The 14478-nt window shown below is 67.1% G+C and carries 13 protein-coding genes; 12 read left to right on the top strand and 1 reads right to left on the bottom strand.

Features of this window, described 5'->3' with window-relative positions:
* The first annotated feature begins 220 nt into the window (after positions 1-220).
* Together GGR25_RS14820 and GGR25_RS14815 are read left to right on the top strand one after the other, a co-directional pair.
* Positions 221-649 (top strand): YeeE/YedE family protein, encoded by a 429-nt coding sequence (locus GGR25_RS14820; protein ID WP_183400298.1) that lies wholly within the window; start codon positions 221-223, stop codon positions 647-649.
* 8 nt (positions 650-657) lie between these two features.
* Positions 658-1131 carry a YeeE/YedE family protein gene (locus GGR25_RS14815; RefSeq protein ID WP_183399630.1) on the top strand — a complete coding sequence of 158 codons (474 nt, stop codon included), beginning with the start codon at positions 658-660 and terminating at the stop codon, positions 1129-1131.
* An 18-nt stretch (positions 1132-1149) separates the two neighbouring features.
* Here the strand turns inward: GGR25_RS14815 and GGR25_RS14810 are convergent, their stop codons facing one another.
* A complete protein-coding gene (locus GGR25_RS14810) occupies positions 1150-2376 on the bottom strand; it encodes an aminotransferase class III-fold pyridoxal phosphate-dependent enzyme (RefSeq protein ID WP_210299975.1) in 1227 nt (408 codons plus the stop codon).
* A 151-nt stretch (positions 2377-2527) separates the two neighbouring features.
* Here GGR25_RS14810 and otnK point away from each other — a divergent pair, with 151 nt between their 5' ends.
* The 10 genes from otnK (at position 2528) to GGR25_RS14760 (ending at position 13640) form a co-directional block, all read left to right on the top strand.
* Complete coding sequence (gene otnK / locus GGR25_RS14805) at positions 2528-3805, top strand: 3-oxo-tetronate kinase (RefSeq protein WP_210299974.1); 1278 nt, start codon at positions 2528-2530, stop codon at positions 3803-3805.
* Between the two features lies 1 nt (position 3806).
* On the top strand, positions 3807-4484 hold the full coding sequence (locus tag GGR25_RS14800) for a class II aldolase/adducin family protein (RefSeq protein WP_183399629.1): 678 nt from the start codon (positions 3807-3809) through the stop codon (positions 4482-4484).
* Positions 4485-4589: 105 nt separating this feature from the next.
* Positions 4590-5312: a GntR family transcriptional regulator gene (locus GGR25_RS14795; RefSeq protein WP_183399628.1), complete on the top strand. Its 723-nt coding sequence runs from the start codon at positions 4590-4592 to the stop codon at positions 5310-5312.
* 361 nt (positions 5313-5673) lie between these two features.
* Positions 5674-7209, top strand: coding sequence for an ABC transporter substrate-binding protein (locus tag GGR25_RS14790; protein ID WP_183399627.1), 1536 nt, complete (start codon positions 5674-5676; stop codon positions 7207-7209).
* Between the two features lie 31 nt (positions 7210-7240).
* Entirely contained in the window at positions 7241-8254 is a 1014-nt protein-coding gene (locus GGR25_RS14785; protein WP_183399626.1) for an ABC transporter permease subunit, read from the top strand.
* On the top strand, positions 8251-9087 hold the full coding sequence (locus tag GGR25_RS14780; protein WP_183399625.1) for an ABC transporter permease: 837 nt from the start codon (positions 8251-8253) through the stop codon (positions 9085-9087). Before GGR25_RS14785 ends, GGR25_RS14780 begins: the two co-directional genes overlap by 4 nt.
* Entirely contained in the window at positions 9087-10067 is a 981-nt protein-coding gene (locus GGR25_RS14775; RefSeq protein ID WP_380147594.1) for an ABC transporter ATP-binding protein, read from the top strand. Before GGR25_RS14780 ends, GGR25_RS14775 begins: the two co-directional genes overlap by 1 nt.
* Before the next feature lies 1 nt (position 10068).
* Positions 10069-11100, top strand: a complete 1032-nt coding sequence (locus tag GGR25_RS14770; protein WP_183399623.1) for an ABC transporter ATP-binding protein — start codon at positions 10069-10071, stop codon at positions 11098-11100.
* A 17-nt stretch (positions 11101-11117) separates the two neighbouring features.
* Positions 11118-11963, top strand: coding sequence for an SMP-30/gluconolactonase/LRE family protein (locus GGR25_RS14765; RefSeq protein ID WP_183399622.1), 846 nt, complete (start codon positions 11118-11120; stop codon positions 11961-11963).
* Between the two features lie 9 nt (positions 11964-11972).
* Complete coding sequence (locus GGR25_RS14760; RefSeq protein ID WP_183399621.1) at positions 11973-13640, top strand: N,N-dimethylformamidase beta subunit family domain-containing protein; 1668 nt, start codon at positions 11973-11975, stop codon at positions 13638-13640.
* The last annotated feature ends 838 nt before the right edge of the window (positions 13641-14478 follow it).

Below are 14478 nucleotides of genomic sequence, written 5' to 3'. Positions count from 1 at the left end.
TTTCCGGCTCGGCGTGAAGCCGTCACGCCGGGCGCGGCCGACGACGCTGACGCGCACGTCTTTTGCCCAACAGGCCGGTTTCGTGCGCAATCGTTCCCGGAACATCGGCAGCTTTGGAACGAAGCGATGCGTCATCGCGGCTAAATTCGGCAAAGCCGGTTTGACGCGTTCGAGAACGGACGGCTACTGGCTGGATGCAAGCCGCGAGACGAGAAGTGCCATGACCGCCACGACCTTCACACCATGGGCATCCCTGCTCGGCGGAGGGCTCATCGGCTTGTCGGCTGCCGTGCTGATCGTCTTCAACGGCCGCATCGCGGGGATCAGCGACATTGTCGGTCGGCTGCTGCCGCCATGGAGCCGCGACGGCGGCCTCGCGGGGCGCGCCCTGTTCGTCGCCGGGCTGGTCGCCGCGCCGCTCCTGTTCGAGGCCGGCGGCTACGCGATCGAGCAGACCGTCTCGCCGAAGCTCGGCCTGCTGGCCCTGGCAGGAGTGCTGGTGGGCTTCGGAACCATCATCGGCAATGGCTGCACCAGCGGGCACGGCGTCTGCGGGCTGGCGCGCCTGTCGTCCCGCTCGCTGGTCGCGACCCTCGTCTTCATGGCCACCGCGGTCGTGACGGTCTTCGTGACCCGGCATCTGGCATGAGGTCCGCCATGACCCTTCTCGTCTATGCCCTGGCCGGCCTGCTCTTCGGCAGCGGTCTCGTGATTTCCGGCATGCTCGACCCGGCGAAGGTGCTGAATTTCCTGGATTTCGCCGGAAGCTGGGACCCGAGCCTCGCCTTCGTGCTCGGCGGCGCCGTGATCGTCGCAGCGATCGGCTTCCGCATCGCGGCACGCCGCGCCCGGCCCGTCCTGGCGCGTCAGTTCCACTGGCCGAGCCGGTCGGATATCGATGCCCGCGTGCTGATCGGACCGGCGATTTTCGGCATCGGATGGGGCCTTTCGGGCTTCTGCCCCGGCCCGGCGGTCGCCTCGCTCGCCCTGCTCGCCCCCGGTACGATCGTCTTCGTCGTCGCCCTGATCGCCGGCATGGCGCTGGCCCGCTGGATCCTCGATCGGAAGCCCGCGTCGGACGCCGCCCAAGGCGAGGATACCGCCCTCGCCCGGTCGAACGCCCTCGGCTGACGCCGCGCGCGGAAAAGCTCAGAGCCGCGCGACGGCGGCCAGCGCTTCGTCCGTTGCGGCGAGGGTCGCGTCGATGTCGGCCTCGGTATGCGCGGCCGAGAGGAACATGGTGTGGGTCGGGTGCATGTAGACCCCACGCTCCAGCAGCGCCAAGCAGAACGCATGGCCGAGACGCCTGTCGGCATCGCCCTCGAACAGGACGAGCGGCATCTGCACCGGACCGCTCTGCTGCAGGCCGACGCCGTGCCGCGCCGCCTGATGGGCGAGCCCGTCGCGGAGCCGCTGGCCCATCCGCGTCATGATCCCGACGGCATCGATGCGGCGCAGCTTGGAGATCGTGGCGATCGCCGCCGCCATCGAGACGGAAGCCGTCCAGAACGAACCCGTGGTGAAGATCTTCGTCGCTCCTTCGCGGAAGCGGTCATTGCCCGTAACGGCCGCCAGCGCATAGCCGTTGGCGATCGCCTTGCTCCAGGCCGCGAGATCCGGCCGGACGCCGACGCATTCCCAGCTGCCGCCGAGATCGAGCCGGAAGCCGGCGCGCACATCGTCGACGATCAGCGCCGCGCCGGTCGCATCGGCCAGAGCGCGCGCACGGCGGGCGAAATCGACCGTCGGCAGCACATGCTCCTTGCCGAGATCGTGCTTGAACGCCGAGACGAGGATGGCGGCGAGATCATCGCCCGCCTGATCGACGGCGTTTTCGAGGCTCGCTATGTCGTTGTAATCAAAATAGATCAGATGGGCGCGGTCTTCCTCGGTCACGCCGACGACTGACGGCGAGCACCAAGGGATAGCACCGTGATAGGCGCCCCGCGCCAGGATGATCTTGCGCCGGCCTGTCCCCGCCCGCGCGATGGTGAGGCAGGCCGTGGTCGCGTCGGTCCCGTTCTTGGAGAACATCGCCCAATCGGCATGCGGCACCACGTCGACGACGAGTTCGGCAAGCTCGACGAGCCGCGCGCTCGGGCCGTTCATGCCGTCGCCGAGACGGCGCTGCGCCTCGGCCGCGGCCTCGACCTCCGGGTCGCCATAGCCGAGGATCATCGGACCCCAGGCGCAGATATAGTCGATATAGCCGCGACCATTGGCGTCCCAGGTGCGGCAGCCTTCGGCGCGGGAGAAATATTGCGGATAGCCAACCGGCATCCGCGTGATGTTCTGATGGCCCCACATGCCGCCGGGGATGACACGCGCGGCACGGCTGCGCAGCGCCTGGTCCAAATCTTCCAGCGGCAGGTCCATCGGACATCCTCCATGATCATGGCCGGCAGCGATTCGAACCGGTCTCGCTTGCCTGGCGATTTTGAATTTTGATATATCATGTATCATACGGACGCAAGATGAGCCGGATGACGATGCGGCCTCGAACGGGTGCCTGGTGATGGGAGAAGCGATGCAGACGATCATGGGCGTGATCGCTGACGACCTGACCGGCGGCATGGAGACGGCGTCCATGTTCGTGGCGCTCGGGGTCGGCTGCGGCTTCGTGACCAGGCCCGAGCTGGTGGCTTCGAGCGCGCCGGAGCCGGTGATGGTGGTCGCGCAGAAGACCCGCGTCATTCCAGCCGCCGATGCCACACGGCAATGCGCGAGCGCAGCAGAAGCGCTGCTCGGCGCCGGCGCGCGACAGCTTTTCTTCAAATATTGCGCGACCTTCGATTCGACCGATGAGGGCAATATCGGCCCGGTCACCGATCGGCTCCTCGAAATGGTCGGCGAAGATCGTACCCTCTTCTGCCCGACGGCGCCGGCAGCCGGCCGGACTGTCTATAATGGCCACCTCTTCGTTGGCTCCGAGCTGGTCTCGGATTCGCCGAAGCGCTTCGATCCGCTGACACCGATGACCGACCCCGACCTCGTCCGGGTGCTGCAGCGCCAGACGCGGGCCAAGGTCGGTTTCCTCCCCCACCGCCTCGTGCGCCATGGCGGCGAACCGTTGCGCGGCTATGTCGAGGAGGCCGGCGGTCGCGGCGTGAAGTACTGGATCGCCGATGCGATCTATGACGAGGATCTCGCGGCCCTCGCGACGCTGGCCGCCGACTGGCGCCTCGTGACCGGCAATTCCCCGATCGTCCAGCATTTTCCGCCGCTCTGGCGGGAGAGAGGCTGGCTGGACAGCGCGCCGCGCAAACAGGCGCTGCCCGCGATCAAGAGCCCCGGGATTGTGCTGGCCGGAAGCTGCGCCGAGCGCACGCTGGAGCAATTGGCCGCGTTCGAACAGCAGCGCCCGGTGCTGCGCATCGACATTGCGAGCGCAGATGGCCCGGAGGCCGCCATTGGCGAAAGCCTGGCCTGGGCGCGCCAGAATCTGGTCAGCGGACCGGTCGCGATCGCCACCTCGGCGGCGCCCGATGGGGTGAGCGCCGCGCAGGCGCGGCTCGGGCGCGAGGGCGCCGCGAAATTCGCCGAGGAGATTCTGAGCAGGCTCGCTGGCGCCCTGCACGAGATGGGCGTTCGCCGCTTCGTCGTCGCCGGCGGCGAGACTTCGGGCGCGGTCGTGGAGCGCTTGGGGATCGACCGGCTCCGCATCGGCGCCTATCAGGGGCCAGGGGTCGCGCGGGCGACGACGGAGGGGGATGATCCGATCGGGCTCTGCCTCAAATCCGGCAAGCTCGGACCGGTCGGCATGTTCCTGCCGACCCTTGAATCCATGCGGCGAGCGGAGATCTGACATGGCGGCCGATGATGCGCGCAACCCGCGGGATCAAATCCTCTCCGTGCTGGCGCGGCTGGAGGAGAAGAACTTCAACCATGGCAGCAGCGGCAATATCAGCTGTCGCGACGGCGCCTCGATCCTGATCACGCCGACCGGGGCCAACGCCGCCAACATGACGACCGAACGGGTCGTCGCCATGACCGGCGCGGGCGACGTCATCGGCGGCGGCATTCCGTCGAGCGAATTCCACATGCATGTGGCGATCCTGCGCGCCTTCCCGACCGCCCAGGCGGTCGTCCACACTCATGCCGATGCCTGCGTCGCGCTCTCGTGCCTCAGGAAGCCCATCCCCGCCTTCCACTACCAGGTGGCGGCTTTCGGCGGCGACGATGTGCGCTGTGCCCGCTATGCCACCTTCGGCACGCCGGAACTCGCCGAGGCGGCCGTCGAGGCGCTCAGGGACCGGACCGTGTGCCTTCTCGCCAATCACGGGATGATCGCCATCGGCAAGTCGCTCGAAGCGGCGTTCAACAACACGGTCAAGCTGGAGACGCTGGCGCGGCAATATCTGCTGGCGATGCAGGCCGGAACGCCCGTGCTGCTGCCATCCGAGGAGATGGCGCGCGTCGGCGCCCGCTATGGCAATTACGGCGTCGGCCTCCTGTCGGATCCGGATACGCCGCCCCGGCGCTGAGGCGGCACGCGGCCGGATCGCGCCGGCGTGAGCGCCAGCGATTGCGAAATGACAGTTCGATCGTCACACGCTAGAGACCATGGGAGCGGGGTCGGACCGGACAACATGATGCAGCAGCTCAACGGCGTTCAGGCAAGCAGCCTCTCGTCCCAGATCTATTTGCAGCTGCGCCAGCAGTTGATGTCGGCCCGCCTGAAGCCCGGCGAGCGGCTCAAGATCCGCGAACTGGCGCAGCGCCTCGGCACGAGCGAGACGCCGGTGCGCGAAGCGCTGTTCCAGCTCGTCAAGGATGGCGCGCTGGAAATGAAGGCGGGCTACTACATCCGCGTCCGGCGCGTCACGCTGCAGGAATATCTCGAAATGCGCGAGATCCGGCTGATGCTGGAGCCGCACGCCACCCTGCAGGCCATGGCGAATATCGATGATGCCTTCATCGAGGAACTCGCCCGGATGCATGAGCGGCTGGTCGTAGCCGAGCAGACCAAGGATTATCCGGCGGCGCTGGAAGCCAATTACGATTTCCACTTCTCCGTCTACCGCAAGTCGGAGATGCCGCACCTCATCGAGATCCTCGAACGGCTCTGGATCCAGATCGGCCCGCTGCTGACCTTCCTCTATCCGCATGGCCATCCCTCCTACAAAGGGCAGCACCAGCATGTGCAATTGCTGAATGCCCTCAAGGCGCGGGACAAGAAGGCCGTCCGCAAGGCGGTCGAGCAGGATCTGATCGAGGGCAGCCGCACCTTCGTCGCCTATCTGGCCGAGATCGATGGCAAGGATCTCCCGGGGGACGAGGCCGCCGAGCCCGAGAAGCCCGTCCGCGCCTGACGCGAGGCAAAGCGCCCCGCCGCTGTCCTCGTGTGACCTCGGCGGCAGCCCCAGCGGAATGCGGTTCCCCCGTCTTGCGTGCTGGTCAGGCTGACGGGAGACGCACGCACGGGACGTTGCAGCATCGGGCGATGTGACGGGCGTCGCTCAGATGCCGCCGCATCCGGGAAGCCGCAGCGCGGCCTATCCTTGCTGAGCCTCCATGCCTTCGGGCCCGGCGCCGCCGCGGGCGAAACGGGATGTTTTCCGGACTCTTTTTCGGCCCCGCACGAGTTGACATCACGCGCGATTACGGCATTCTCATATATCATATATTAAACGCAGCCGACCTCGGACTGCGAAAAGGGGAAGAGGGACCACGATGAAATCGCTCTCTGGAATCGCGGGAACCGCGCTTCTGCTCATGGCCTCGGCCATGGGCGTGAACAGCGCTTCGGCGCAGGATGCCACGACCTTCGTCTACGCCGACGCCGGCGAGCCGAGCACCATCGATCCCGCCAAGGCCAATGTGAACTGGGAGTTCACGGTCACCCGCAACGTCTATGACCGCCTGGTCGATTTCGATCTCGACGACCCGTCCAGGCTGCTGCCGGCGCTCGCCACCGAATGGAAGCAGGACGGCAAGGTCTGGACCTTCAAGCTGCGCGACGGCGTGACCTTCCATGACGGCACGCCCTTCGACGCCAACGACGTCAAGGCGACGCTCGACCGCCTGCTCAAGGTCGGCCAGGGCCAGTCCTATCTCGTCGACGACATCGCCAGCGTCACGGTCGTCGATCCCAAGACGGTCCAGATCGAGACCAAGGCGCCGACCGTGTTCCTGGCGTCCAATCTCAGCCGCATCGAGATGATGTCGGACGAGGACATCGCCAAGCATGGCGGCGAGGCGGGCGAGGCCTGGTTCTCCGAGAACGCCAACGGCACCGGACCCTATGCGTTCGTCGCCTGGACGCGCGGCACCCAGATCGAGCTGAAGCGCAATGACAAATGGTGGGGCAAGTTCCCCGAGAAGCCGTTCGACCGCGTTCTCGACCGCTTCGTGACGGATGGCGCCAACCGCGCCCGCGGCCTCGAGGGCGGCGAGTTCGATCTCGCCAATTTCGTGCCGCTCGACGAGGCGCTGCGGATCGGCTCGACCAGCGGCTTCCATCTGGTCGAAGGCAATAATCTGTGGGCCTGGCCGGCGATCTATCTCAACATGGATATCCCGCCGACCAACAATAAGGACTTCCGCAACGCGCTCGTGAAGGCGTTCGACTACAACGCCATGGTCCAGTCCTTCCAGGGCAAGGCCGTGGTCGGCCGTGGTCCGATCCCCGCATGGTTCCCCGGCAGCCCGGAAAAGGACCAGCCGGAGATCAAGACCGATCTCGAGGCCGCCAAGGCCGCGCTCGCCGCGTCCGGCCTCTCGAACGCGACGATGAAGTGCTCCGTGCCGGCCGGCTTCCCCGAATTCCGCTTCGCGGCGACGATCCTGCAGGCCTCAGCCGCGCAGATCGGCGTCACGGTCGAGATCGAGGAACTGCCCTTCGTCGAGGCGATCACCGCGATCAAGACCGACAAGAGCAATTGCTTCGTGCTGGGCAACGCCAATCTGAGCCCTCAGGACGCGACCAAGTTCTTCTCGGCCCATTATCTGAAGGGCGGGTTCTTCAACTCCGGCAAGTTCGAGGATCCGGCGCTGCAGGAGCTGATCGCCAAGCTGCCGTCAGTGTCCGACCCCGCCGAGCGCGCTGCCATGCTCAAGCAGGCCTCCGACATCGTGGTGGATTCGCACTACATCATCTGGCCCGCGCGTCCGGTCACGGTCGTCCCGGAGCCGGATCGCATCGGCGGCTATCGCATCGACCCGGCGGAATACATCAACGCCCGCTTCTGGGAGCTCTACAGCAAGTAAGCCGGCGTAATATCGGACTGGAGCGACGCGTGTGGTCAATTTCCTGCTGAAGCGATTTGCGTGGGGCATCCTGGTGCTCCTGCTGGTTGCGGTGATCACCTTCTTTCTCAGTCGCGTCGTTCCAGCCGATCCAGCCGCCTTCCTCGCCGGACAGAATGCGTCCGAGGCGACGGTGCAGAAGATCCGGGCCGAATACGGCCTGGATCGCCCTCTGACGGAGCAGTTCGTCTCCTACATGGTCGGCCTCTCAAAGGGCGACCTCGGCCAATCCATCCGCACGCGCCGCAGCGTCTCGACCGATCTCGCGCAATATCTGCCGGCGACGCTCGAACTCCTGCTGGTCAGCTTCACGATCTATCTGATCGCCAGCTTCTCGCTCGCCGTGACGGCGGCGCGACATCCCGGCGGCTTCGTCGATGGCGCCATCCGCCTGCTCACCATGGTGGGCACGGGCATTCCGGTGTTCTGGCTCGGCATGGCCCTGCAGTTCATGTTCTTCTACAAGCTGCACTGGCTGCCGATCGGCGCGCGCTTTCCGATCCGCGAGACCGCGCCGCCCGTCGTCACCGGCTTCCTGATCATCGATTCGATGCTGGCGGGCAGCCCCTCCGCCCTCTTGGGCACGCTGAAGCATCTCGCGCTGCCGGCGCTCACCATCGTCATCAACCTGCTCGCCGTCGGCACGCGCCTCTCCCGCGCCGCGCTCATCCAGGAGCAGAGCCGGCTCTATGTCCGCACCGCGCGCGGCAAGGGCCTCGGCCCGCGCGTCATCCTTTACAAGCATGTGCTGCGCAATGCGCTCAGCCCGATCCTGACGGCGACCACCATGCAGTTCGGCTACATGATCAGCTGGGTCATCCTGGTGGAGGTCATCTTCGACTGGCCCGGCATCGGCCTCTATGCCTATCAATCGTTCCAGGTCTTCGACTATTCGCCCGTCATCGCGCTCGCCATCGTCTCGACCGCCGGCTTCGTCCTGATCAACCTGCTGATGGACATTCTCTATCCGATCATCGACCCGCGCGTTCAGAGTGTCGGCTCATGAGCGCCGTCCTGCCGACGGCGCGTCCGCGCCGCAGCCGCCCGCGCGGGGTCCTGGCGCCGGTCGCGCTGCTCGTCATTGTGATCCTGATCGCCTTCGCGCTGGTCCCCGGCCTGATCGCGCCCGACAGTCCGGTCGCACTCAACATGGCCGATCGCCTGAAGCCGCCGAGCTTCGCGCATCTCTTCGGCACGGATGAAGGCGGCCGCGACATCTTCTCGCGCGTCGTCTTCGGCACGCGCTATTCGCTCGGCGTCGCCATCGCCATCGTCTTCGCCTCGGCGCTGTTCGGCGTTGTCTATGGCGCCGTCTCCGGCATGGCGCGCGGCTCGGCCGACAATGTGATGATGCGCATCGTCGACCTGTTCTTCGGCTTTCCCGCCCTCGTGCTGGCGCTCGCCGTGGCCGCCTCGATCGGCCGCGGCCTCGGCAGCGTGGCGCTGTCGCTCACCATCATCTGGTGGCCCGGCTATGCGCGACTGGTGCGCGGCGAGGTGCTGCGGCTGCGCGAGCGCCCGCATGTCGAGGCCGCGCGCGCGCTCGGCGTCTCGAACCTCACGATCCTGCGCCGCCACATCCTGCCCTTCGTGGCGCAGGAGGTGAATGTGCGCGTCACCACCGACATCGGCTATGCGCTCGTCGCCGTCACCGCCCTCTCCTTCCTCGGCCTCGGCGCCAATTCGCCGACGCCCGAATGGGGCCTGCTGATCCGCGACTCCCGCCCGTATTTCGGCTCGGCCTGGTGGTATCTCGTGTTTCCCGGAACGATGATCATGCTCACGGCCACCGCCTTCTCGCTGATCGGCGATTCCCTCGCAGCGAGGCGCGGCGGATGATCCTCTCGGTCCGAGACCTCTCGATCGGCTTTCGTCGCATCGGCGGCGATCTCCCCGCTGTCGACAAGATCTCCTTCGACGTGCGCGAGGGCGAGACCTTCGTGATCATCGGCGAATCCGGCTCGGGAAAATCGCTGACCGGCATGTCGATCGCCGGCCTGCAGCCCGCGACCTCCGTCACGTCGGGCTCGATCCGCTTCAAGGAGCGCGAGCTGCTCAATCGCCCGGATGCCGAGCTCCGGCGCATGCGTGGCCGCGAGATCGGGCTGATCTATCAGGACCCGCTCGGCTCGCTCAATCCGGTCTGGCCGGTAGGCGACCAGATCGCCGAGGCGCTGCGCGCCCATGGGCTTGCAAGCGGCGCGGCTGCGGCGCGGCGCGCGGTCGAAATGCTCGACCGCGTCCGCATTCCCGATCCCGCCCGCGTCGCCACGGCCTATCCGCACGAGATCAGCGGGGGCATGCGCCAGCGCGCCATGATCGCCATGGCGCTGATCGCCGGGCCCAGCCTGCTGATCGCCGACGAGCCGACCACGGCGCTCGACGTCACCATCAAGGCGCAGATGCTGGAGCTTCTGGCCGAGCTGCAGCGCGAAATGGCGCTCACCATCATCCTGATCACGCACGACATGGGCGTCGTCGCCGAGGTCGCCGACCGGATCCTGGTGATGTATGCCGGCCGCGTCGCCGAGATCGGCGATGCCGACGCGATCATGCGCACGCCCTCGCACCCCTATACCGCCGCGCTCATGACCAGCGCCATGATCTCGGAAGCCGAGCCGAAGCAGCAATTGAACGCGATCGTCGGCGTCGCGCCCGGTCTCGGCAGCTTCCCGGACGGCTGCCACTTCCATCCGCGCTGCCCGCTGGCGCAGGACGATTGCCGCAGCTTCGTGCCGCCGCTGAGGCGCCTCGGCGACGTGGCGCTTGCCTGCCACCATCCGGTTGGCTCGGACACGGCCCTGATGGCGGAGGCCTGACATGGAACCGCTCCTGACCCTCGACGGCATCGTCAAGACCTTCACGCAGAAGCGCGGCGGCAAGCGCGACGTGCAGGCCGTCGCCGGCGTATCGCTCACGGTCGGCCGCGGCGAGACCGTCGGCCTCGTCGGCGAGAGCGGCTGCGGAAAATCGACCCTGGCCCGGCTTGCGCTGAAGCTGATCGAGCCGACCGCCGGCCGTATCGTCTTCGACGGCGAGGACATCACGGCCAGGCACGGCCGCGCCATGCTGCCGGTCCGCCGCCGCATGCAGGCCGTGTTCCAGGATCCGCTCGCCTCGCTGAACAGCCGCATGACGATCGCGGAGATCCTGCGCGAGCCGTTCGACACGCATGGCATCAAGCTCGGCGCGGCGCTGCAGCCGCGCATCCGCGAACTGCTCTCCTTCGTCGGCATGGAGAACACCGACACCACCAAGCTGCCGCCGCAGTTCTCGGGCGGTCAGCTTCAGCGCATCGCCATCGCGCGCGCGCTGGCGCTCGAACCCGACATCATCGTCGCGGATGAGCCGACCTCCGCCCTCGACCCGTCGATCCAGGCCCAGATCGTCAATCTGCTGCTCTTCATCCAGCGCCAGCGGCAGATTTCCTATGTGATCATCTCGCATGATCTCGACGTGATCGGCCATGTCGCCGACCGGATCGCGGTGATGTATCTCGGCACGATCATCGAGCAGGGCCCGGCCGCCGCCATCATGGGCAGCCCGTGGCACCCCTATACGCAGGCGCTGCTCTCCGCTGCGCCGACGCTGGCCGCCCGGCGCAATCCGGAATGGAAGCGCATCGTGCTGACCGGCGATCCGCCCAATCCGGCCAATGTGCCGACCGGCTGCCGCTTTCATCCGCGCTGCCATCTGGCGCGCGATGTCTGCCGGCAGGTCGAGCCGCCGCTTCGCCCGTCCGAAGATGGCGGACGCCTCATCGCCTGCCACCTCGCACCCGAGGAAACGGCGGAAAAGGGTCGGTGGATCGGCCAGGCCCGGCTCGGCATGCCGGCCGCCGCGACAGCTTGAACGGAAGGAGAGGTCCGATGCGCCGGACGCCCGAGATCCACGTCACCGGCCTCGGCTTTCCCGAAGGCCCCGTCGCCCTGCCGGACGGCTCGATCGCCTTCGTCGATCTCCTGCACGCCAAGGTGCGCGCCTACGGCGAAAAGGGCGTGCGCGAGATCGCCACGCTGCCCGGCGCGCCGAACGGCATGCGGCGCGGCGCCGATGGATCGCTCTACGTCGCCAATAATGGCGGCATCGCGCCAAGGAGCCTCGAGGAGCTCAACTTCGCGGAGCCGCAGATCAGCGGCCGGATCCAGCGCATCGCGCCGGACGGAAGCTGGAGCGACTTCGCCACCGCGCTGCCGGGCGGCAAGCCCTCGCGCCCCAACGACCTCGTCTTCTCGCCGCAGGGCGAACTCGTCTTCACCGACCCGCAGAACTGGGAAGTCCTCGGGTCAGACGCCTCCGCCTATCTCGGCGGCCAATTGCTCGTCGCGGGCGTGGACGGCACGGTCCGCCATCTCGCCACGATGACCGGCTTCCCCAACGGCCTCGTCTTCCATCCCGATGGTTCGCTGCTCGTCGGCATCACCATGGAACACCGCGTCGTGCGCTTTCCCTGGCGGGGCGATCATGTCGGCCCGATGAAGGAATGGTGCCGCCTCGACGATCGCTTCAATCCCGATGGGATGGTGTTCCACGAGGACCGGCTCTACCTGACGGGCAGCGGCGGCGACCGCGTCGCGATCCTCGATACGGCCGGCAGGCTCATCGAGATGATCGACACCGGCCCGGGCAGCGATCCGACCAATTGCTGCGTCCATGACGGCCGCCTGTGGCTGACGCTCGGCATTCCCGGCCAGCTCGTATCCTACCAACTGTAAGAGACCGACATGTCCGAGAAGACCGCCTTCGTCGCGCCCGAACTCGGGCCCCTCAACATCGCGCCGCGCCGCGCGCAGCCGATGCACGCCGACGACCATTGGCACAGCAAGCCCTGGTATGAGGCACCGCGCGACGATCCGGCCTGGCCGGAGGTCTATACCTACACCGATGCGATCTCTTACGACCCCGGCGACGAGGTGGTCTTCCATTCGAGCGCCACGGCACTGGCCTGGACACTCGAGATCTATCGCGACGGCGCGGCGCCGGAGACCGTGCACAAGGTCGACGCGATCGAGGGCCGGCACACGCCGACGCCGGAAGACGCCTATCGCAACGGCTGCAACTGGCCCGTGAGCCATCGCTGGCGCCTGCCCGACGACCTCCGATCCGGCTTCTACCGCGTGGTCTCGACCTGCGCGCGGCCGGATGGCGGCAAGTTCGTGCAGCACCATTTCTTCGTGGTCAGGCCGACGACGCGCACCCGCCAGGCCCGGATCCTCGTGGTCCTGCCGACGGCGACCTGGACCGCCTATAATGATTTCGGCGGCGCCAACCACTATTTCGGCGTGGTCGGCCCCGAGCGCGATCTGCCCTCCCCCATCCTCAGCCTGGAGCGCCCCTGGACCCGTGGCATCGTGTGGCTGCCGGCCGGCGCGCCGCGCATCTGCGCCGATCCGCAGCCCGAAATGGGCGATGCGCCGCGCTATCCGATGAAGGAATGGGCCTTCGCCAATGGCTTCGGCCAGTATTACGCGGCGGCCGGCTGGGCGCAGTATGACCGTCACTTCGTCGTCTGGGCGGAGAAGGAGGGCTATGCCCTCGACATGATCACCCAGACCGACCTGCATTATCGGCCGGAACTGCTGGACGACTATCCCTGCGTCACCATCGTCGGCCATGACGAATACTGGACGCACGAGATGCGCCGCGCGATCGAGGCCTATGTCGAGCGCGGCGGCCGCCTCGCGCGCTTCGGCGCCAATTTCCTCTGGCAGATCCGCCTCGAGGACGAAGGCCGGACGCAGCACTGCTACAAGTTCAAGGCGCACCGCGACGATCCCGTCGCTGGCACAGACAAGGCCCATCTCCTGACCGGCGCCTGGGAGGATCAGGAAGTCCGCTGGCCGGGCGCCTCGACCGTCGGGGTCAATGGCCTGCACGGCGTCTATGCGTCATGGGGCGGCTTCGCGCCGCGCGGACAACGCGGCTTCACCGTCTATCGGCCCGAGCACTGGGTCTTCGACGGGACAGGCCTGCACTATGCCGACATCTTCGGCGACAAGGCGCATATCTTCGCCTATGAGGTCGACGGCCTCGACTATACCTTCCGCCACGGCCTGCCCTACCCGGTTCCGGTCGAAGGGCAACCGGAAAGCATCTCCATCCTGGCCATGGCGCCGGCGGTCCTCGCCGAGGACGAGCCGCAGGGCGAGGGCTTCCGCTATTATGTCCGCGGCAGCGACCATGTCGGCCTGGTCGAACGCGTCACAGGCGACGCCACCGCCGCTGCGCTCGTCAAATATCGCTACGGCTCCGGCATGATGGTGCACATGACCCGCGGCGCCGGCGAAGTCGTAACGGCCGCGACCTGCGAATGGGTCATGGGCCTGAAGCGCGGCGACCCCTTCACGCAGCAGATCACCCGCAACGTGCTCGACCGGTTTATTGCGGGCTGACGGGGGATGGTTCAACCGGCCGTCGGCCTCCCGGCTGCCGGTCGGTATGATACTGGACGATCCGAAGATTGGTGCACCCGGACAGGAAACGCCTCCTGTCATACGAAGTGGCCTCACGATCGTCTTCGATCCCCCAGCGAGCTGTCCGAGGGGGCTTCGCGGCTCGGCCCGGGGATTCGGCACCAGTAGATACTGGCAGCAACCTCGGCGGCTCACTCTGGCTCACCGGCCTTCAGAGCCCAACCCAATTCAGCGACCCGACGGAAGAACCGCAGGCCGTGCCGACGCAAGCCGAGACATGGCAACGTGCTGGAGGGCAGCAACGAGCCGTTCGCTTCGGCACACTTCTCGCCATACCTCTTCGACGAAGTCGCGATCTTCTGATCGACGCTTTGGGGCGATCGTGCAGGGGCATTGGCTCGCTGTCCTCGCACCCCTCCCAGGCTCGCCCACGCTCCACCGCGCTGCGTGCTCCGGCAGTATCTGGCTCGAGCGCACTCTGCTCTTGTTGACGGAGGGGATGTTGGTTTTGTGACGGACGTGGCGGGCCGGGCCACGACGGTAGGATCGTCCCGGCGGGTCGCTGCCGGTCTTGGCCTGGATTGCTGATGCGCTATCGCCCCACCCAGCGCAGCGGCGCTCTCGCCTCCGGTCCGACGCCGCGCCCTGCCCTGCGCCGCGCGATCCGTTTTGCGAGCGACGTGCCTCCCCGCAGTGAGGCGTGCTTGGTGGTTATGCCGTCCGGGCCCCGTGGAGCCTCTTCCGCCGGCCTCTGGAACGACAAAAAGCCCCGGCGGATATTAATCCGGCCGGGGCTTTTTGGATGGGGGACATTGTG

Source organism: Kaistia hirudinis, from assembly GCF_014196455.1.
In the GTDB taxonomy this organism is placed as follows: Bacteria; Pseudomonadota; Alphaproteobacteria; order Rhizobiales; family Kaistiaceae; genus Kaistia; species Kaistia hirudinis.
The sequence above is the reverse complement of the archived record's forward strand: the minus strand, read 5'-3'. Positions and strand labels throughout refer to the sequence as shown.